The sequence below is a fragment of the Thalassorhabdus alkalitolerans genome, from assembly GCF_042656525.1.
Classification (GTDB): domain Bacteria; phylum Bacillota; class Bacilli; order Bacillales; family Marinococcaceae; genus Thalassorhabdus; species Thalassorhabdus alkalitolerans.
In genome coordinates, this window is record NZ_JBHSOZ010000003.1 from 447,744 (window position 1) to 466,778 (window position 19,035).

The 19,035-nt window shown below is 42.8% G+C and carries 19 protein-coding genes; all 19 read right to left on the reverse strand.

The annotated features are described in order from the left end of the window. Nucleotides 1-34 precede the first annotated feature (34 nt). Nucleotides 35-1,747: a proline--tRNA ligase gene (locus tag ACFPU1_RS04855; RefSeq protein ID WP_385939160.1), complete on the reverse strand. Its 1,713-nt coding sequence runs from the start codon at nucleotides 1,745-1,747 to the stop codon at nucleotides 35-37. A gap of 33 nt (nucleotides 1,748-1,780) precedes the next feature. Beyond that, nucleotides 1,781-3,046, reverse strand: a complete 1,266-nt coding sequence (gene rseP, locus ACFPU1_RS04860; protein ID WP_100399320.1) for an RIP metalloprotease RseP — start codon at nucleotides 3,044-3,046, stop codon at nucleotides 1,781-1,783. A gap of 13 nt (nucleotides 3,047-3,059) precedes the next feature. Next, nucleotides 3,060-4,208 carry a 1-deoxy-D-xylulose-5-phosphate reductoisomerase gene (locus ACFPU1_RS04865; protein WP_385939163.1) on the reverse strand — a complete coding sequence of 383 codons (1,149 nt, stop codon included), beginning with the start codon at nucleotides 4,206-4,208 and terminating at the stop codon, nucleotides 3,060-3,062. A gap of 73 nt (nucleotides 4,209-4,281) precedes the next feature. Next, complete coding sequence (locus ACFPU1_RS04870) at nucleotides 4,282-5,082, reverse strand: phosphatidate cytidylyltransferase (protein WP_054635328.1); 801 nt, start codon at nucleotides 5,080-5,082, stop codon at nucleotides 4,282-4,284. 15 nt (nucleotides 5,083-5,097) lie between these two features. After that, nucleotides 5,098-5,865, reverse strand: a complete 768-nt coding sequence (locus ACFPU1_RS04875; RefSeq protein WP_054635327.1) for an isoprenyl transferase — start codon at nucleotides 5,863-5,865, stop codon at nucleotides 5,098-5,100. 168 nt (nucleotides 5,866-6,033) lie between these two features. Beyond that, a complete protein-coding gene (gene frr / locus ACFPU1_RS04880) occupies nucleotides 6,034-6,591 on the reverse strand; it encodes a ribosome recycling factor (RefSeq protein ID WP_100399324.1) in 558 nt (185 codons plus the stop codon). Next, nucleotides 6,591-7,310, reverse strand: coding sequence for a UMP kinase (gene pyrH / locus ACFPU1_RS04885; protein ID WP_054635326.1), 720 nt, complete (start codon nucleotides 7,308-7,310; stop codon nucleotides 6,591-6,593). The genes frr and pyrH overlap by 1 nt, the downstream gene beginning before the upstream one ends. Nucleotides 7,311-7,430: 120 nt before the next feature. After that, nucleotides 7,431-8,312, reverse strand: a complete 882-nt coding sequence (gene tsf / locus ACFPU1_RS04890; protein WP_054635325.1) for a translation elongation factor Ts — start codon at nucleotides 8,310-8,312, stop codon at nucleotides 7,431-7,433. Between the two features lie 187 nt (nucleotides 8,313-8,499). Continuing rightward, nucleotides 8,500-9,249: a 30S ribosomal protein S2 gene (rpsB, locus tag ACFPU1_RS04895; RefSeq protein ID WP_100399325.1), complete on the reverse strand. Its 750-nt coding sequence runs from the start codon at nucleotides 9,247-9,249 to the stop codon at nucleotides 8,500-8,502. Between the two features lie 162 nt (nucleotides 9,250-9,411). Next, entirely contained in the window at nucleotides 9,412-9,897 is a 486-nt protein-coding gene (locus ACFPU1_RS04900; protein WP_385939167.1) for a DUF6115 domain-containing protein, read from the reverse strand. Nucleotides 9,898-10,016: 119 nt separating this feature from the next. Beyond that, nucleotides 10,017-10,784 carry a FliA/WhiG family RNA polymerase sigma factor gene (locus ACFPU1_RS04905; protein WP_385939169.1) on the reverse strand — a complete coding sequence of 256 codons (768 nt, stop codon included), beginning with the start codon at nucleotides 10,782-10,784 and terminating at the stop codon, nucleotides 10,017-10,019. 48 nt (nucleotides 10,785-10,832) lie between these two features. Further along, nucleotides 10,833-11,333 carry a chemotaxis protein CheD gene (locus tag ACFPU1_RS04910; protein WP_385939171.1) on the reverse strand — a complete coding sequence of 167 codons (501 nt, stop codon included), beginning with the start codon at nucleotides 11,331-11,333 and terminating at the stop codon, nucleotides 10,833-10,835. Continuing rightward, nucleotides 11,330-11,956: a chemotaxis protein CheC gene (locus ACFPU1_RS04915; protein ID WP_385939173.1), complete on the reverse strand. Its 627-nt coding sequence runs from the start codon at nucleotides 11,954-11,956 to the stop codon at nucleotides 11,330-11,332. Before ACFPU1_RS04915 ends, ACFPU1_RS04910 begins: the two co-directional genes overlap by 4 nt. A gap of 16 nt (nucleotides 11,957-11,972) precedes the next feature. Next, entirely contained in the window at nucleotides 11,973-13,034 is a 1,062-nt protein-coding gene (locus tag ACFPU1_RS04920; protein WP_385939174.1) for a protein-glutamate methylesterase/protein-glutamine glutaminase, read from the reverse strand. Nucleotides 13,035-13,050: 16 nt separating this feature from the next. Then, nucleotides 13,051-13,917 (reverse strand): MinD/ParA family protein, encoded by an 867-nt coding sequence (locus ACFPU1_RS04925; protein ID WP_385939176.1) that lies wholly within the window; start codon nucleotides 13,915-13,917, stop codon nucleotides 13,051-13,053. Continuing rightward, entirely contained in the window at nucleotides 13,910-15,058 is a 1,149-nt protein-coding gene (gene flhF / locus ACFPU1_RS04930) for a flagellar biosynthesis protein FlhF (protein ID WP_385939178.1), read from the reverse strand. The genes ACFPU1_RS04925 and flhF overlap by 8 nt, the downstream gene beginning before the upstream one ends. After that, a complete protein-coding gene (gene flhA, locus ACFPU1_RS04935) occupies nucleotides 15,058-17,094 on the reverse strand; it encodes a flagellar biosynthesis protein FlhA (protein ID WP_385939180.1) in 2,037 nt (678 codons plus the stop codon). The genes flhF and flhA overlap by 1 nt, the downstream gene beginning before the upstream one ends. Nucleotides 17,095-17,171: 77 nt before the next feature. Next, nucleotides 17,172-18,254: a flagellar biosynthesis protein FlhB gene (gene flhB / locus ACFPU1_RS04940; RefSeq protein WP_385939182.1), complete on the reverse strand. Its 1,083-nt coding sequence runs from the start codon at nucleotides 18,252-18,254 to the stop codon at nucleotides 17,172-17,174. Between the two features lie 2 nt (nucleotides 18,255-18,256). After that, the gene (gene fliR, locus ACFPU1_RS04945; protein ID WP_385939184.1) at nucleotides 18,257-19,030 is read right to left on the reverse strand and encodes a flagellar biosynthetic protein FliR; all 774 of its coding nucleotides are present in this window, start codon (nucleotides 19,028-19,030) and stop codon (nucleotides 18,257-18,259) included. Nucleotides 19,031-19,035: the final 5 nt, after the last annotated feature.

A 19,035-nucleotide genomic window follows, 5' to 3' on the forward strand; every position in this document is an offset into this window, starting at 1 on the left:
TACCCTTACATAAAGGGTACCATTCTCTCTTTTCTTATTGAATTGTGTGGAAGAGTGACTCAAGATAAGAAGGTAATTCATCCTTGTGGACCTCTTCCATTTCACCTGTTCGACGCACCTTCACTTCCACAATTCCTTCATCTGCTTTTTTCCCGCACGCAATTCGTACAGGAAGTCCGAATAAATCAGAGTCTTTAAATTTTACGCCCGCCCGTTCCTTGCGGTCATCATATAATACATCAAATCCAGCCTTGCGGAGACTGGCATATAACTCGGTGCCCAATTCACTCTGTTCTGCTTTTTTCGCATTTAGTGTGAGAAGGTGGAGATCAAATGGCGCCACTGCTTTTGGCCATACAATGCCATTTTCATCGTGGTGCTGTTCAAGGATTGCAGCCACCGTTCTGCTTACTCCAATACCGTAACAGCCCATGATTAGCGGCTGGGTCTTTCCATTTTCATCTAAATACTCTGCCTTTAATGCTTCACTGTATTTAGTCCCAAGCTTAAAGACATGACCCACTTCAATTCCCTTAGCAAACTTAATTGTTCCCTGGCCATCAGCTGAGGGATCTCCTTCTTGTATGAAACGCAGATCTCCAAAACCATCGACACGAAAATCACGTTCGATATTGGCATTGGTATAGTGCTTGTCTTCTTCATTGCCTCCGCAAAGGCTGTTCATCATTCCGGCCACCTCGTGGTCCGCAATAATTTGAATTCCCTCTTTCAGATCAATTGGACCAATGGAGCCTGGACGGCAGCCCGTATGCTGCAGTACCTGTTCCGGACTGGCCGATTCCACCTGTACAGTATCAAAATAACGGCCGACTTTTACATCGTTTACTTCCCGATCTCCCCGGCAGAGTACCAGCACTGGCTCGTCATCCACAAAAAACAGGACCGATTTTAAAATGTCTTTTGCCTCGATTCCAAGGCCGGCAGACAACTCCTCAATCGTTCTCATGTTCGGTGTGTCTATTTTTTCAAGAGGCTTCTCTTCCCCTCTTCTTTCCACGTTTGGTTTCGGTACTTCGGCAATCTCAATGTTTGCGGCATAGGAGGAAGAGTCAGAATAAGCGATCGTATCCTCTCCAACGTCTGACAACACCATAAATTCATGAGTGCCGCCTTTTCCTCCAATGGCGCCTGCATCAGCTTCTACTGCCCTGAAATCAAGGCCGCACCTGCTGAATATTTTTTCATAAGCCTCATACATTGCTTGATAGCTTTGATCAAGGCCTTCTTTTGAGGCATCAAAAGAATAAGCGTCTTTCATGATAAATTCTCGAGAACGAAGCACTCCAAAGCGCGGGCGCCGTTCGTCTCTATATTTGGTCTGGATTTGATAAAGGTTTACAGGGAGTTTTTTGTAAGAGTTCAACTCATCCCTTACTAGACTCGTAATCACTTCTTCATGGGTAGCCCCCAGTACAAAATCTCGCGTGTGGCGATCTTTGAGGCGCATAAGCTCTGGACCGTAATCATCTAATCTGCCAGATTCCTCCCACAGCTCTGCAGGCTGGATCGCAGGCATTAAAAGCTCCTGCCCGCCTGCTTCATCCATTTCTTCACGAATGATCTCTTCCACCTTGCGGAGCACCCTTTTTCCCAAAGGGAGATAGGAATAAATTCCAGCGGCATTTTGGCGGATTAAGCCAGCCCGGAGCATAAGCTGATGACTGGCTATATCTGCTCCAGCAGGGATGTCCCGCATGGTTGGACTAAATAACGACTGCTGTTTCATACATTAGTGCCTCTCTTTCTAACACCTTAATTTCTATAGGAAAAATTTATTTATATCATTCCAGGTAACAACAAGCATGAGTAGAAACAATAAAGCAAAACCTACAAAATGAACAAGCCCCTCTTTTTGAGGATCCACAGGTTTGCCCCGTACCGCTTCAAATCCAATAAATAAAAGCCGGCCTCCGTCTAAAGCTGGAAGAGGCAGTAAATTAACAATGCCAAGGTTCACACTTAAGAGGGCCGCCCATTGGATTAGGAGAATTGTACCCATCGCTGCAGCCTCGCCAGTGTAATTGTAAATACCGACTGGGCCAGCGAGATAATCTAAAGAAAAATTACCAGTGACTATCATGCCTAAAACATCAAAGATTAATATTGTGACTTCATACACTTGAACGGCTCCAAATTGGATCGCTTCGATTGGGGAGTGTTCCGCTGGAGCATTTACTCCAATAAATCCTTCTTGCCGTTCTGTCATTTCATTATAATGGGAAGTGGTCACGACTGGAATGGAAAGAATTTCGCCATTTCTTTCAACCTGAAACACTACTTCTTCGTTTGGGTGTTCCTGAATCTGGGCAGTCATTTCCTCCCATGTATTCACTTCTTCTCCCCCAATAGCTAATACCTGGTCTCCTGCCTCCAGCCCGTATTCATTGGCAGGTCCGTCACCAGTGAGCTCTCCCAGTTCTGCCTGGTCATACTGAGGGACCCCGTTAATGAGGCCAAATAAGACGAGAAGGAAAAAGGCAAGCACAAAATTCATTGCTGGTCCAGCAAAAATTGCCAGTGCTTTTTGGCTTGGCTTCTTAGAACCAAACTGCCGGTCCCAAGGAGCTATTTGAGAGGCTTGTTCATCGACAACAAGCTCTGCTTTGTCATTTACCTTAAAGGTTTGCAGTTCTTCTTCCTCTCCGGTATAAGCTTGAATAATAAGATCATGTTCAAGGTCTGCTCTTTCTACAGAAACGACCTTTGCTTCCGGATGCTTCGATTTATTGTTAACAATGATTCGGCTGACTTCACCTACTTGGTTAAACACAAGCCCTACTTCATAGCCAGGCTTAAGCTGGACAAGCTCAGGATCTTCTCCCGCCATTCGCACAAATCCGCCTAACGGAAGCAGCCGTATAGTGTAAACTGTCTCGTTTTTCTTAAAAGAGAACAGCTTTGGCCCAAACCCAATGGCGAACTCCCTGCACAATATCCCAGCACGTTTTGCAAAATATAAATGACCCCATTCATGCACGGCAACGAGAACACCAAATATTATAATTATGGCTATTAAAGTATTCACTTATTTCCCACCTTCAATTTAATCGTGTGCGCACGTACTCTCTTGTCTCTTGATCTACCTGCAAAATAGTATCTAATGAAGGATTCTTCAGGGCACTGTGACGATTCATTGCTTCTTCAATCACATCTTCAATTCCAAGAAAGGAAATGCTTTTTTGAAGGAATGCCTCCACTGCTACCTCATTTGCCGCATTCAATACCACAGGCATCGTGCCGCCTTCTTTCCCGGCGTCAAATGCATATTGAAGACATTTATAACGCTTGAAATCAGGCTGTTTAAAATCCAATGTCCCAGCTTCCCATAAGTTTAACCTTTTTGTATCTTTTAGTTCAAGTCTTTTCGGGTAAGACAAAGCATATTGAATAGGCACTCTCATATCAGGGGTCCCCAGCTGTGCCAGTACGCTTCCATCCTGGTATTCAACCAGGGAGTGAATAATGCTTTCACGATGAAGGAGGACTTCAATCTGCTCATAGGGAATTCCAAAGAGCCAATGGGCTTCAATCACTTCCAGCCCCTTATTCATCATTGTGGCTGAGTCTATGGTGATCTTTGCCCCCATTGACCAATTTGGATGGTTTAACGCATCTTCCACTGTCACCCCATTGAGCTCCTTCCTGCTCAAATCACGAAAGCTTCCTCCAGAGGCAGTAAGGATTAAGCGGCTGACTTCATCTGTATGACTTCCTTCCAGGCACTGAAAGATGGCCGAGTGTTCACTATCCACAGGCAGAACTTGTACATTATTTTCTTTGGCTTTTTCCATAACAATGTGTCCTGCTGTAACCAAGGTCTCTTTGTTGGCTATCCCAATAACTTTCCCTGCCTCAATAGCCGCCAGTGTGGGTTCAAGCCCCACGCTTCCAAGCACCGCATTCATTAAGAAATCAGCTTTAGGATGAACTGCGACTTCTTTTAATCCTTCACCTCCATAAACCACATTTGTTCCTGCAGGCACCTCAGCCCTAATTTTTTCCGCATCCTTTTCCTCTGCCACTGACACGGTCTCTGGTTTAAACTCATTGATTTGTGTAATGGCAAGCTTCGTATTACGACCGGCTGACATAGATATCAATGAAAATTTATCAGGGTGTGTCCGAATAATGTCTAAAGTCTGGGTACCGATGGATCCTGTGGAACCGAGCAGTGCAATATGTTTCATTTTACGTTCACCTTTCTCTTCCTATCACCAAAGTTTTAAAATCATTGCTGCTTCGTTATGTACAACTTCCTCCTCACCCTAAAAATTGCAAAAGGTGTAATATTGGCATAACAAATATCAAGCTGTCAAAGCGGTCTAATATCCCTCCGTGACCCGGCAGGACATTCCCAGAATCCTTCACAGCATAGTGCCTTTTTAAAGCTGACTCTACTAAGTCTCCAAGCTGTCCAAAAATAGAGGTGACAACAAGGAGCCCAGTCAGGTGGAGAACTGAATCAAAGATCGGAAAGAAAGAGTGAAAGATAAAGCCTACAACAAAGGCTGCGACGATTCCTCCAACAGACCCTTCCACTGTTTTCTTTGGGCTGATATGAGGAGAGAGCTTTTTTCTTCCCCATTTCCGACCAACAAAGTAAGCCCCTGAATCAGTAGACCAGATAGCAAACAGTATTAAAAAGACAACTTGCAGCCCCACTTCCGGAATCTCTCTTGAAGTAATCAAGTAATGAAAGCCGTAGCCCACGTAAACTGACGATAAGATCGCAAACCCGACTTCATCAAACGTAAACGAGTTCTTCGTGACAACTGTCAAGGCAAGCAGAAGAAGGATCATAAAGATAAAAATCTCGGTTTTGCTTACATGATCCAAAAAAGCGACATCAAGCCACCCCGGGGGGACAAGAAGCACCCACATAAGGGCAAGGCTTCCCAAACCTTTTACTGATAACGGCCGTATTCTTCTCATCTTTAACAGCTCTATCATAGCTACCGAGGCTACAAGTGCTATAAATAAAGTAAAAGTCGTTCCTCCAATAATTACTGCGGTTAAAAATACGATTGCTCCTAAAAATCCTGTTACAACCCTTTGTTTCATTGGGATATCCTCCCTTTAAACACCGCCGTAGCGCCGTTTCCTTTTTTGGTATACTCTGATGGCTTCCACTAAATCTTCTTCTGAAAAGTCAGGCCAAAGAACATTTGTAAACCAAAATTCGCTATAAGCAACCTGCCATAACATGAAATTACTTAACCTGATTTCTCCACTGGTTCGAATGAGGAGATCCGGGTCTGGCAATTTGCTGCTAAGAAGAAATTGGGAAAGGTAGTTTTCATCAATATCTTCTATGCTTTGTTTTCCTTCCTGTACTTCCCTGCACGCTTCTTTCACCATCCGTATCATTTCATGCCTGCTACCATAGTTCAAGGCTAGATTTAAAACCAGTCCATTGTTTTCCTTTGTTTCTTCCACTGCTTTTTTTACCGCGTCAATCGTATAGGAAGGAAGCCCATCTAATGTTCCCATGATCGTTACTCTTACATTGTTTTCTTTCAGTGACGGCAGCTCTTTATGAAGAAACTTTTCAGGCAAGCGCATAAGAAAGTCCACTTCCGCTTTTGGACGTTTCCAGTTTTCAGTAGAAAATGCATACAGTGTTAAATACTTGATTCCTATATGGTTCGCTTCCCTGACAACCTTGTTAATAACCTTCATACCTTCTCTGTGCCCAGCTATGCGCGGTAGCCCCTTTTGTTTTGCCCAGCGGCCATTTCCATCCATTATGATAGCAATATGAGCAGGAAGGTTTTCTTTCTCGCCGACAAAAGCTTCTTCATGTTTGGCAGCTGTCTCCTCTTTTTTTATAAACCTTTCAAGCATAAGGACACCAGCCTTTATGTTATCTAAAATTGAACTTCTATCTTAGCCCTTACTTATTATAATATATTCTATTTCGATTACCTTACATTCTTTCAAATTCGCCTACAAAAAAACCCTCCCGGTAAGAAGAGGGTTTATTAGCATGATCCTATTGTAACTTGAATACACTTAAACTTCCATAATTTCTTGCTCTTTAACCTCTGCTGCCTGATCAATCGCTTTGATTTGTTTGTCAGTTACCTTCTGAACCTCATCCTGACTGCGGCGAAGATCATCCTCAGTGATTTCTCCGTCTTTTTGCTGTTTTTTCAATTCATCATTGGCATCACGGCGAATATTACGGACCCCTACACGCGCCTCTTCGGCATATTTTTTTACAAGCTTGACTAAATCTCTGCGACGCTCTTCTGTCAGCGGCGGAACGGTAATTCTGATTACATTTCCGTCATTGTTAGGAGAAAGTCCTAAATCAGCTTTTTGAATTCCTTTTTCAAGATCACCGATGGCAGATTTATCAAATGGGGTAATAAGCAACAGGCGAGCTTCTGGTACTGTGATTGTCGCCAGCTGGTTTAATGGAGTTGGAGCGCCATAATAGTCAACCATTACTTTATCAAGCATAGATGGGTTGGCACGTCCAGCTCTTAGTGTCGCAAGCTCCCGGTGGTAAGCTTCAACCGTTTTTTCCATACGTGCATCTAAATTTTTTGTAACATCATTAGCCATTATTTGTTCCCCCTAATGACTGTCCCGATTTTTTCACCAAGGACAGCTTTTTTAATATTTCCTTCTTCCATGATCGAAAAAACAAGCAACGGGATATCGTTATCCATGCAAAGGGTAGAAGCAGTAGAATCCATCACACCAAGACCGCCATTTAAAAGGTCAAGGTATGTAAGCTCCTGATATTTCTTGGCGTCTTCGTTTACTGATGGATCAGAATCATACACACCGTCAACTTTGTTCTTAGCCATTAAAATAACTTCTGCTTCAATTTCAGCAGCTCTGAGGGCAGCTGTCGTGTCAGTTGAGAAGTAAGGGTTTCCTGTACCCGCAGCAAAAATAACTACACGCTTTTTCTCCAGGTGCCGTATTGCTTTCCGGCGTATGTATGGCTCTGCAACCTGGCGCATTTCAATGGACGTCTGAACTCTTGTTTCTACTTCAATGTCTTCCAGGCCGTCCTGAAGAGCAAGAGAATTCATCACAGTAGCAAGCATACCCATATAATCGGCAGTTGCCCTGTCCATTCCTTTGGAGCTTCCAGCCATTCCTCTCCAAATATTCCCACCGCCGACGACAACAACTACCTCTGTACCTAATTCTACAATTTCTTTTATCTGTGAAGCAATAGATTGAATGACCGTTGGGTCAATTCCATACCCTAAATCTCCTGCAAGAGCTTCACCGCTCAATTTTAAAACCACTCGGTTATACTTACTCATGTTAAACCCCCAGTATCAGCCTTGGTGACGTGCTTTCCTTTTAAAATTCAACTGCGAATCGCTAATCGATAACAGCTTGGGCTGCAAAAATAGGGAACACAAAGGTGTTCCCCTTAAAAATTATTTTTTCACTTGAGACATTACTTCTTCAGCAAAGTTATCTTCACGCTTTTCAAGTCCTTCTCCAACTTCGTAACGGATAAAGGTCTTCACAGAAGCGCCTTTGCTTTCAACGTATTTTTTCACTTTCTGGTCGCCATCTTTAACGAATGGCTGTTCTAAAAGACATACTTGTTCAAAGAACTTCCCAAGGCGTCCTTCAACCATTTTTTCAACAATGTTTTCAGGTTTTCCTTCGTTTAGCGCTTGCTGCTTAAGAACTTCACGCTCACGCTCAGTTTCTTCTGCAGGTACTTCGTCACGGGAAACGTAGGTTGGGTTAATAGCTGCTACGTGCATAGCTACATCCTTGGCTGCCTGCTCGTCTGTTGTACCTTCAAGAAGGGAAAGAACACCAATACGTCCGCCCATGTGAAGGTAAGCACCGAAAGCAGCGTCGTCATCTTTTGTAAGAACAGTAAAGCGGCGCAAAGAAATCTTTTCACCAATCTTTGCGATTTGGTCATTGATGTAAGACTCTAGAGTAGAACCTTGCTCAATTTCCTGGCCTAATGCTTCTTCAACATTTGCAGGTTCCTTTGCAAGCAAATGAGTTGCTACTTTACTTACTAAGTTTTTAAAGTTTTCGTTTTTAGCGACAAAGTCTGTTTCTGCATTGATCTCCAGAATCACTGCTTTGTTCCCGTCAACCTCGACAGAAGTAAGTCCCTCTGCAGCTACGCGGTCAGCTTTTTTCTGAGCTTTCGCGATTCCTTTTTCACGAAGGTAATCTACTGCTTTCTCCATGTCACCGTCCGTTTCAGTCAATGCTTTTTTGCAGTCCATCATACCTGCACCAGTTTTTTCACGAAGTTCTTTAACCATGCTAGCTGTAATTGCCATATGTCAATTCCTCCTAAACAAATTTAATATCTTCTATTACTCCCTGATACAGTCAGCAATTCAAGGAATTACCACTTACTCAAGGCAAAAAAAACCATTTAATCAGGATAAAAAAGGTGATAAAGGGCTTTACCCTTTACCACCCTTGATCCGTTCATTCATGTAGTTTCTCCAAGACTGGCCTTGCTTATTGATTACTTGAAACCGTTTCCTCTTCCTCTTCTTGAGGAGCTTGCTCCTGCTCAGGCTCTTGGTTGTTTTGTGTTGCTTCCACAACTGCATCAGCCATTTTGGAAGTAAGAAGACGAACCGCACGGATCGCGTCATCATTACCAGGAATCACGTAATCAATTTCGTCAGGGTCACAGTTTGTATCAACAATGGAGATGATAGGGATATTTAACTTATGAGCTTCTGCAATAGCAATGCGCTCTTTTCTAGGATCGATAATGAAAATAGCGTCAGGAAGCTGATTCATTTCTTTAATTCCGCCAAGAAATTTCTCAAGACGGTCTAATTCTTTTTTCAAAAGCATAACTTCTTTTTTAGGAAGTACATCAAACGTACCGTCTTCCTGCATTTTTTCAATATCCTTCAAGCGTGCAATACGCTTACGGATGGTAGCAAAGTTTGTCAATGTTCCACCTAACCAGCGTTGGTTAATGTAGTACATTCCACAGCGAAGAGCTTCTTCACGTACTGAATCTTGAGCTTGCTTCTTTGTGCCGACGAAAAGGACTTTCCCTCCGTCTGCTGCTACGTCACGTACGTAGTTGTAAGCTTCCTCAACTTTTTTCACTGTCTTTTGCAAATCGATGATATAAATCCCGTTACGCTCAGTGAAAATGTAACGGCTCATCTTCGGGTTCCAGCGGCGAGTTTGATGTCCAAAATGCACACCAGCCTCAAGCAACTGTTTCATTGAAATAACTCCCATGATATAAATCCTCCTTAAGGTTTTTAATTCCTCCGTTTGCCTCATCTTAAAACAAAACTGTAAATAACAGCACCCTTGTTCAAATCCACAAACGTGTGTGATTAACACCGTTGTATAATATACCACATCCTGCTTCAGAATGGCAAGGGAGGGAAGCAGGAATTACTTATAAAATTTTAAGAGAAGTTCTACTTCTCCTTTCCCCATATCCAGTTCTTTAGCTATTTCGTCTCTGTCCAGCCCTTTTGAAAACAGCGAAAGTGCTTTGGCTGCGGGAGATTGAACCACTTTATCCTTTTGATTAGGAATGTAAGGCATTCCCATTTCCTTATGAAATGAATCATGGTCAGGTCGAGAGCTTTCAATTCTTTTACTGTCCTTTTCGTTGTTTCCAGCTTTCCTGTTTCCAGGATCATGATGAGTCGCATCACTTCGTGGGGTCTTTTGTTCTAGTTCTTTTAATAATCGCTCATTGTCTTCTTTCATTTCAGCTGTGTAAGCTACCAGTAAATCTTCTATCTCAGAAGTAAGCCTGTGAGAATCCTTTAAAATTCCTGCTTCCTTTTGCCACCTTCTATAAAAAATAAGGATAATATAGAAGGAAAGTAAATGAAGGGACAAGCTTATACAAATTAAGAAATATATCATTATTTCACCTTGTTTTTTAGTTTCGATTTTACGCATCGACCTTTAGTATAAAAATTCCTACTTCGGATGGGGACTGCACATGCTTCTTTCATCTCAGCTATTCTACCAGACCTTGTCCATCACTTCTCTTTTTTTTGAAGAATCTGTTTCAATCGCAAAATCGCTTTAGAATGAATTTGTGAAATTCTTGAAGTTGATAAGTTAAGTACTTGCCCGATTTCAGTGAGAGTAAGTTCTTCGTAGTAAAAGAGGCTGACGACCACTTTTTCCCTTTCATTTAACTGATCGATCATAGTAGCCAGCTCTTTAAACGTATCTTTCTTTACTGTCTCCTCCTCAGGAGTGATCGCAGTGGTATCAATCAAGTTTGCACGATATGTTTCTTCTTTTTCATACTCCTGGGATTCCTCATCAATAGACAGGATATTGGCAAAAAAGGTTTCGGATACAATTCTTTGAACCTCATGCTTGTCCATGCCAAGCTCCTCGCTTATCTCTTCTTCCGTAACAAAGCGGCCGTATTGTTGTTCCAGGCGTTCCACCGACTCTTCAATTTTTTTGGCTTTTTCCCGCATAGTCCTTGGAAGCCAGTCCTCCTGGCGAAGTCCATCAATAATAGCCCCTCTTATCCGAAAAGAAGCATAGGTGTCAAATTTTAATTCTCTGGAGTAATCAAATTTATTGATAGCATCAAAGAGTCCCATTAGACCGTGGCTCATGACTTCTTCTCGATTAACATTGCGCGGCAGTCCGGCGGAAATACGGCCCACGTGATATCTCACAAGGGGGAGATATGCCTCAACTAATTGATCTGCCGCTTCTGTGTTTTTATCGTTTCCCCACTTTTCCCACAAATCTTTGTAATTGCCAGCTGTTACATTTGTCATTGAAGCTCCCCCTTTTTATGCTCGTAAATCCTGGTCTCTTTTCAAGGACTATATGATTTTCTCTTCTGCATTCACTGTTCGAATGCTTAAATGAGAAGTAGCTGGATCAAACAGTACGGTCCGGCCGCTATTCCCCCCTGTATCTTCTGCAGCCAGAAAAATGTGCATCTTTTTTAAGGTCTCCTTGACCGCTTCCACGTTCCTCGGACCTATTCTAAGAGCAGAGCTTGCTGCCTCAAACATTTGAGCCCCTCCTGCAATCTTTGCCTTCACCTTATTCCTTCTGGCTCCATGATAAATGAGCAGTGAGTACAGGTCTTCTATAGCTGAATCTGCATACTTCGCTCGATTACATTCTCCCGAAGCATGCAGACGGGAGGAAGGAAGCATAATGTGGGCCATACCAGCTGCTTTTGCTTCTTCGTCGTACAAGACTACACTCACACAAGATCCAAGCCCTGAGGTTTGAATGAGTTGAGGAGCAATGGCAATATTAAGGTCTGCCATCCATACTTTTACAATATTTACCTGTCCGATACGGGAACTCATTGGTCTTTGACTCCTAAAGATTGAAAAAGGCGGACAAACGTCTCTGGATCAGGTAGTAAGAAGAAATGGCCTCCAGTACTTTGGTGGCTGCTATCTTTCTTTTTTAAGACCGTACTCATAACCAGGGCATATTCTCCAACCTCAGACCATTCTAGTAAGCCATGTTCCAATATTGCCCCTGCCATATCAATGGCCAGGGAAGGGACGGAATGCTGTATCCTGACGTGCAAAAACTCTGATAAATTTGTAAGATAAGAGCCTGCCAGAATATTCCCGACCTCCTGTAAAGAAGAGACAGCCAGCGGGTCATGTTGTATATCTGTGATACGTTCAAAATAAGTTCCTGTAAGATCAAAGATGAAGGCTCTTGCCTCCTGTTCCGGGAGCATAAAAAACATGTTTCCCTTTGCTTCTCCTGTAAGTCTGAAAAATACGGAGGCCATCACTTTTTCCGCCCCGCCTATGTGGTTCGGAATGTCCCGAAAAGGCATAACCACTGCCTCAGGAACATTCATCTCGATCTCTTCTTTTGTAAGCTTTGATAGCGACGTAGCAGCATTTCCTGCCCCAATGTTTGCTGCCTCTTTTAAAATATCCAAATGATAGCTTTGAATAAGGTCCATATGCGTTTTCCTTCCCTTATGAAAAATCTTTTTCGATGTAGCGGCGAATGCTCTTACTCATATTAAAAAGGGGGACCACTTCATCTATCTGACCTGTTTGTGCCGCCGCTTTAGGCATTCCAAATACTGTGGAGGTGCCTTCTGATTCCGCGAGGGCTATATTGCTCTTCTTTTCCTTAAGCTTTTGGATCCCGACCGCCCCATCAGCTCCCATCCCGGTCATGATCACAGCTACGACAGAGTATCCTGCAATGTCAGCCAGAGATGTAAACAATGTATCAACTGATGGTTTATGGTTATTTTGAGGGGGAGTGTCCAGCAGATTTAACACTAGGGCTTCTCCCGAGTTTTTTACGGTTACATGTTTTCCTCCAGGAGCAATGTACGCTACTCCATTTCTGGCTACTTCCCCATCTTCCGCCTCTTTTACGGTAAGCTCTGACATGTCGTTCAGCCTTTTTGCTAATGACTGTGTGAAACCCGCCGGCATGTGCTGCACAATAAGTAAAGGTGCTGCCAGCGTTCCAGGCAGATCAGAAAAAAGCTGCTGAAGAGCCCGCGGCCCCCCTGTAGAGGTTCCAATAGCAATGACTTTTTTCTTTAGCATTAGGTTAGATGGATGAAGAGGAGGAGGACTTCTCGTGATTTCAACTTTCTTTTCCTTGGTAAGTATTGATTGATGAAAAGCCTCGGAAGCGATTTTAATTTTCTCTATCAACTCTTTCCTGACAAGGTCGAAGTCAAGGGAAATTGGCCCCGAGGGCTTGGCTACAAAATCAACTGCTCCTAACTCCATGGCAGCAATCGTTTGCAGTGCTCCTTCCTGAGTTGCGCTGCTGACCATAACCACAGGATGAGGAAACTCTTCCATAATTTCCTTTAAGGTGTCAAGCCCATTTTTTTGGGGCATTTCCACATCTAGTGTAATCACGTTTACCTTTACATACCTCAGCTTTTCTATCGTCTCTGCTCCATTTCTGGCAGTAGCTGCTACAGTCATATCTTCATTCCTGTTTATAGCGTCGGAGATAACCTTTCGCATAAAAGCTGAATCATCTACGACAAGTACGCGGATCATGCTTTCAGGCCCCTTTCTATGACGGTGAAGACATAAAACCTTTTAATTTGGATATAAAAGAGTAAAAAGGTTTTCTCGGCTCTCTTTCTGACTCATCAAGGTATTTATTGCAAGCATTTCTTATCGCTCCGGTTACTTTTGCTCGTGGAAAAGCTAAAGAATAAGGGATCTGTTTATAAACTGCTTTCCGAACGGCATCATCATCAGGAAGTAAGCCCAGAACAGCCAGTTCTTTATGTAAAAACCTTTTGCTGACCTTTTGAAGATTTTCTCCGGCCTTTTTCCCCTCACTTAGATAGAAGGCCCGGTTTACAATCAAAAAAAGCGGCAGATTTTGATCACAAGCAGTTATATGCTTTATCATTGAGTAGGCATCTGTAATTGACGTTGGCTCTGGTGTAGTAACTAAAAAAACTTCATGGGAGGCAAGGACAAATTGCATGCTGTTCTTCGATACACCTGCTCCAAGGTCAAAAATAATATAATCAAAGTGGCCATTAAGCATTTCTATCTGATGTAGGAATCTCTTTTTCTTTCCCTCTGTTAGAGAAAAAATATCTGACAGACCTGACCCCCCGGCAGCAAAATAAACACCTGAAGGACCCTCGTTGATAATATCCCACACTGACAGTTCTCTTTCGATCATATCTCTTACGTTAAAAGCAGCATGTGTACCGAGCAAGATATCTACATTGGCCATTCCGATATCCATATCGAAAAGAACCACTTTTTTCCCTTTTTGCGCCAGGGCGATTGAGAAGTTGACAGACACGTTCGTTTTCCCGACTCCCCCTTTGCCGCTGACTACCGAAATAATGTGAGTTTCTCTTCTTTCTGCTCTGCTGTTCATCAACTTACGCAGACTTTCTGCCTGGTCATTCATGATCGTTTTCCTCAAATAGTAATTCGGCTACCAGTCTGGTATCAGCCACGTCCAGATCTTCCGGTACGTTTTGCCCCTTTGTGAGAAAAGAAGCTCCAATGCCGGTTGTTTTCATCAGGTTTATCATTGGTCCGCAAATGGAGGTTTCGTCAGTCTTTGTAAATATAAATTGATCGATGGACAGCGAGGAAAACTGTTGAAAAATGTTTTTCATGTCTGTGTATTTAGAGGTTAATGACAATACCAGGCAGGTTTTTGTTTCTTCATTTAAAGAGATGATCGTTTTCAGTTCCTCTATATTCAGTTTGTTGTAATAGTTTCTTCCGGCCGTATCAACAAGCACGGTGTCATATTGTTCGAAACTTTCCAGTGCCTTGTGGTAATCTTCCTTGCTGTACACGACTTCGATGGGGATTTGTAGTATGCTGGCGTATGTTTTCAGCTGTTCAACCGCCCCGATTCGGTACGTATCAGCAGTCAGGAGAGCTACTTTTTTCTTTTCATAAATATGTTGGCGGGCAGCAATTTTGGCTATCGTCGTGGTTTTCCCTACCCCTGTCGGACCGACAAAGGTAATGACTTCTCTGCCGGATGGTTCTTTTCCTGAAGAAAGGGTGCTAAGTGATTTTTCTAAGGAAGCCTTCGCCCAATCCTTGACTTTTTCTTCTTCTATTTTCTCGGTGTCACCCGATTCTTTCACCCTTTTTACAAGTGAAGCCAGAATCTCTTTTTGAAGTCCGGCCTCTACTTCCTGTTCTGTCAATTGTGTTTGAATGAGTCGTAAGGCAGGATGCAGAACAGAGGTTTTTTCCAGTTCAGCATCAGCGGTTAATTCCTTAACCATTTCCTTAATTTCCTTCATCTCTTCTTGAATTTCAGTGGAAGAATAATTGAAGTGAGACTGTTTGTGAGGCTCCTTTTCCTGTCTAGTTTGAGAGGGCTTCACCGTATCTTTTCTTTTAAACACCATCTCTTCATCAACCGCAGCAATTACCTCTAATGTTTTTTTTGAGAACAGGCCAAAAATCCCCGGGCTTTGAATCGATTTCGAGCGAAGAATGACAGCCTGTTCGCCAAGCTCTCCCTTAATTTTTTTCATTGCTTCCGGCATGTCCTTAGCAATAAACCTTTGCACTTTCATTATGTTTTCACCACTCCTATGCTTTGCACCTCAACGTGAGGCTCGAGCTCATTATAAGAAAGGACAAATACCTGAGGAAAATACCTTTCAATTAATTGACGTACATGCATGCGAACAGCCGGAGAACAAAGCAGTATTGGAGTATGGCCCATTTGTGCCAAACGGTCAGCTTCAGAAGCTGCCGCTTCAATAATCGGCTGAGAGTCCTGTGGATTCATCGATAGGAAGTTCCCATGCTCAGTCTGCTTGATGTTGTCCACAATTGCTTTTTCCACGCCTCCGCTCAAGGTAATGACACACAATGGTTCCCCTTCCACCGCAAATTGTTTAGTGATTTGCCTTGCCAGTGCCTGGCGGACATATTCTGTTACTAAATCCATATCTTTTGTCATCTGTCCGTACTCAGACATTGTTTCAAAAATGACAGGAAGGTTTCTGATTGACATTTTTTCTTTTAGAAGGTTTGTTAACACTTTTTGAATCTCTCCCAAAGATAATGGGTTGGGCGTGACTTCCTCTACAAGAGTCGGATAGGTTTCCTTTAAATGGTCAACCAGCTGCTTTGTTTCTTCACGTCCAAGAAGTTCATGTGCATGTGCTTTAATGACCTCGGTCAAATGAGTGGATACCACAGAGGGAGGATCTACCACTGTGTAGCCTGAAAGCTCTGCCTGCTCTTTCATTTCTTCTCCTATCCACAAAGCAGGAAGACCAAAAGCAGGCTCGACCGTTTCAATTCCTGACACTGCTTCATCTTCAACTCCAGGACTCATAGCCATATAATGATCCAGAAGAAGTTCACCCCTGGCTATTTCATAACTTTTAATCTTAATGACATATTCGTTTGGCTGCAGTTGGATATTGTCTCTGATTCTAATCACTGGCACCACCATGCCAAGTTCTAATGCCAGCTGGCGCCGGATCATGACGACCCTGTCCAGCAGGTCTCCTCCTTGATTAGCATCAGCAAGGGGAATCAGGCCATAACCAAATTCAAATTCAATAGGGTCAATGGTCAGAAGACTTACGACATTTTCCGGGGATTTCATATCCTCACTTTCACCGTTATCCTCTTCCTCTTTCTCATCTTCGGAGAGACTGCCGGTATCTGTGTTTCTTAATAAGAAACCGCCTGCTGCCAACACACCAGCCATTGCTGAAGTAAGAAGAAAGTTAATCGGTGTAAACACTCCGAGAAAAAATACGGTTGCCCCTGCTACATACAACATTTTCGGGTGAGAGGAAAGCTGCTTTGTAACATCATGACTCAGGTTCCCTTCTGAGGCTGCCCTGGTAACCACAATTCCTGTAGCTGTTGAAATAAGAAGAGCTGGAATCTGGCTGACTAGTCCATCTCCTACAGTAAGGAGAGTGAACGTTCCCGCTGCTGTGCCCAGGTCCATTCCCAGCTGCATCATACCAATGACAAGGCCAAAAATGATATTAATAATAACAATCACTATACCGGCTATCGCATCCCCTTTTACAAATTTACTTGCCCCGTCCATGGATCCGTAAAAGTCAGCTTCTTTTTCTATCTTTTCTCGTCTTTTCTTAGCTTCCTGGTCTGAAATCATCCCTGCATTCAAGTCAGCATCTATGCTCATTTGTTTCCCGGGCATAGCATCCAAAGTAAATCTGGCCCCTACCTCTGAAACTCTTTCTGAGCCCTTTACAATGACTACAAATTGTATAATTACCAAGATTAGAAACACTACAAATCCTACGAGAGGGTTTCCTCCAACAACAAACTGCCCAAAGGTATCTATGACATTTCCAGCTTCGGCATTTCCGAGTATAGAACGGGTCGTGGAAACATTTAAACCGAGCCTAAATAAAGTAACCAATAATAATAGAGTTGGAAAAATGGAAAACTCAAGAGGTTCCTTTGTATTCATGGCCACAAGAATAATGACCAGAGCAAGAGAGATATTGGTAATAATCAAAATATCAAGGATGGGGGTCGGCAAGGGAATAATTAACATGATAACAATCAAAATAACCCCTACCAGTACTATTAAATCTCTTGCTCTCATAACAAATCTCCTCTTTCTTCAGCCGGTTCGGTGTGCTCTTGTTTTTATCTCTGCAGTAAACTCATATTTGTTCCCTTTTAGGGCAGCTTATTTTTCAACTGGTACACATAAGCCAGCACTTCCGCCACCGCTTTAAATAAATCTTCCGGAACGTGGTCTCCTATATTTCCGTGACTGTACAGTGATCTTGCCAGGGGCTTATTTTCTACCATGGCGACCTCATTCTTTTCAGCAGCCATCCGAATTCTCATAGCCATAAAATCCACCCCTTTTGCAACAATCACCGGGGCTTCCATCTTGTCTTCCTCGTACTTTAATGCAATCGCGTAATGAGTGGGGTTAGTAATGACCACATCAGCTTTAGGAACTTCCTGCATCATTCTTTGCATAGCCATATCCATTTGTTTCTGGCGGCGCTTTGATTTAATTCGCGGATCTCCCTCCATCTTTTTATGTTCATCTTTTACGTCCTGCTTTGACATTCGTATTTGTTTTTCATGATCATATTTTTGATATATATAATCGGGAATTGACAGAAAGAGTAAAAGAACGGCAACCCCCGATCCAATAAGGCCTGTAAGCTGTGCTATTTCAAAAAAACCCGCTTCTATGTTTTTATGAGAAAGGAGCAATAGAGAGTCAAGGTTAAACCAAATGACGGAAAATACAAGAATCCCCACTAATGAGATTTTCAAAAGAGACTTCAAAAGCTCAACGAGAGCACGCGCAGAAAAAATTCGTTTAAACCCCTGGATAGGGTTGATCTTGGAAGCTTTAAATTTAATTGCTTCCGGGGCAAATAAGATACCAACCTGCATCATGGAAGCTGCTGTACCTGCCACCATAGCTACAAGCATGATCGGAAGCAGAACAATTGCTGTTTCCATCACAAGCTCCTCTAATATCACCGTAAGCGTAAACGAAGTGATTTCCCAGCGTAAATATTCACTAAATATATGCCCCATCATATTTAAAATGTGGTCGCCAAGGATTCCGGCATATAAAAAAAGAAATAAAAAGACAGCCAGAAGAATGAGTGCGGTATTAACGTCATTACTCTTTGCCACTTGTCCTTTTTTTCTGGAATCCTGTCTTTTTTTGGGCGTGGCCTTTTCTGTTTTTTCCTGGGAAAAAAACTGAAGTTCCATGCGAAGTTTCATTCTTATGCCCCTCCAAACAATTCCAGCAATGTCCTCATGGCTGTGCCTGCTTCCTCAAATGTATAAGATACAAGAGAAAAGAAACCAGGCAGCATAATGGCCAAAAGAGGGAGCCCAAGGAAGATTTTTAAAGGCAGGCCCACTACAAAAACGTTCATTTGAGGGACAGCCCGTGACATCATCCCTAATGCTACATCTACTAAAAACAAACACCCGATAATCGGGAAAGCCATTTGGAAAGCGATGATAAACATCGTCGTAAAGGTGGTTAGGGCAAAGTATGCGATCGAGCCATTTCCAAAAGGAAGAAACAATTGTTCCAGAGGAACAAATTCATAGCTGTAATAAACGCCATCAAGAAGTAGGTGATGTCCATCTACCGCAAGTAAAAAAAGCATGGTAAATGCATAGAGGAATCCTCCGGTAAGCGGACTTTGAGCCCCTGTCTGGGGATCAATAACGTTTGCCACTAAAAATCCCATAAGAATATCAATAAACATTCCGGCTACTTGTACTGCGTAAATCAGCATACTTGCGACAAGCCCTACCAGCAGTCCGACTAACGCTTCCTTAATGACAAGCAAAAAAAATTCAGCATTGATGGCAAGTTCCGGTACATCCACAGTAAACATCATCGTAAACGCCATAAATACAGCCAGGCCTATTTTAAAAGTATTAGGTACGTTTCTATATGCAAAAATCGGCATTGTCGTAAAAAAAGCCAGCACTCGTACAAAGATTAATAAAAAGGCTGGAAATTGATTGATCCATTCCATTGTGT

Bases quoted from the DNA above. Each gene is read 5' to 3' on its own strand.
- ACFPU1_RS04855 (WP_385939160.1), bottom strand. From the start codon at position 1,747: ATGAAACAGCAGTCGTTATTTAGTCCAACCATGCGGGACATCCCTGCT.
- ACFPU1_RS04865 (WP_385939163.1), bottom strand. From the start codon at position 4,208: ATGAAACATATTGCACTGCTCGGTTCCACAGGATCCATCGGTACCCAG.
- ACFPU1_RS04870 (WP_054635328.1), bottom strand. From the start codon at position 5,082: ATGAAACAAAGGGTTGTAACAGGATTTTTAGGAGCAATCGTATTTTTA.
- ACFPU1_RS04875 (WP_054635327.1), bottom strand. From the start codon at position 5,865: ATGCTTGAAAGGTTTATAAAAAAAGAGGAGACAGCTGCCAAACATGAA.
- frr (WP_100399324.1), bottom strand. From the start codon at position 6,591: ATGGCTAATGATGTTACAAAAAATTTAGATGCACGTATGGAAAAAACG.
- pyrH (WP_054635326.1), bottom strand. From the start codon at position 7,310: ATGAGTAAGTATAACCGAGTGGTTTTAAAATTGAGCGGTGAAGCTCTT.
- tsf (WP_054635325.1), bottom strand. From the start codon at position 8,312: ATGGCAATTACAGCTAGCATGGTTAAAGAACTTCGTGAAAAAACTGGT.
- rpsB (WP_100399325.1), bottom strand. From the start codon at position 9,249: ATGGGAGTTATTTCAATGAAACAGTTGCTTGAGGCTGGTGTGCATTTT.
- ACFPU1_RS04900 (WP_385939167.1), bottom strand. From the start codon at position 9,897: ATGATATATTTCTTAATTTGTATAAGCTTGTCCCTTCATTTACTTTCC.
- ACFPU1_RS04905 (WP_385939169.1), bottom strand. From the start codon at position 10,784: ATGACAAATGTAACAGCTGGCAATTACAAAGATTTGTGGGAAAAGTGG.
- ACFPU1_RS04910 (WP_385939171.1), bottom strand. From the start codon at position 11,333: ATGAGTTCCCGTATCGGACAGGTAAATATTGTAAAAGTATGGATGGCA.
- ACFPU1_RS04915 (WP_385939173.1), bottom strand. From the start codon at position 11,956: ATGGACCTTATTCAAAGCTATCATTTGGATATTTTAAAAGAGGCAGCA.
- ACFPU1_RS04920 (WP_385939174.1), bottom strand. From the start codon at position 13,034: ATGATCCGCGTACTTGTCGTAGATGATTCAGCTTTTATGCGAAAGGTT.
- ACFPU1_RS04925 (WP_385939176.1), bottom strand. From the start codon at position 13,917: ATGAATGACCAGGCAGAAAGTCTGCGTAAGTTGATGAACAGCAGAGCA.
- flhF (WP_385939178.1), bottom strand. From the start codon at position 15,058: ATGAAAGTGCAAAGGTTTATTGCTAAGGACATGCCGGAAGCAATGAAA.
- flhA (WP_385939180.1), bottom strand. From the start codon at position 17,094: ATGAGAGCAAGAGATTTAATAGTACTGGTAGGGGTTATTTTGATTGTT.
- flhB (WP_385939182.1), bottom strand. From the start codon at position 18,254: ATGAAACTTCGCATGGAACTTCAGTTTTTTTCCCAGGAAAAAACAGAA.
- fliR (WP_385939184.1), bottom strand. From the start codon at position 19,030: ATGGAATGGATCAATCAATTTCCAGCCTTTTTATTAATCTTTGTACGA.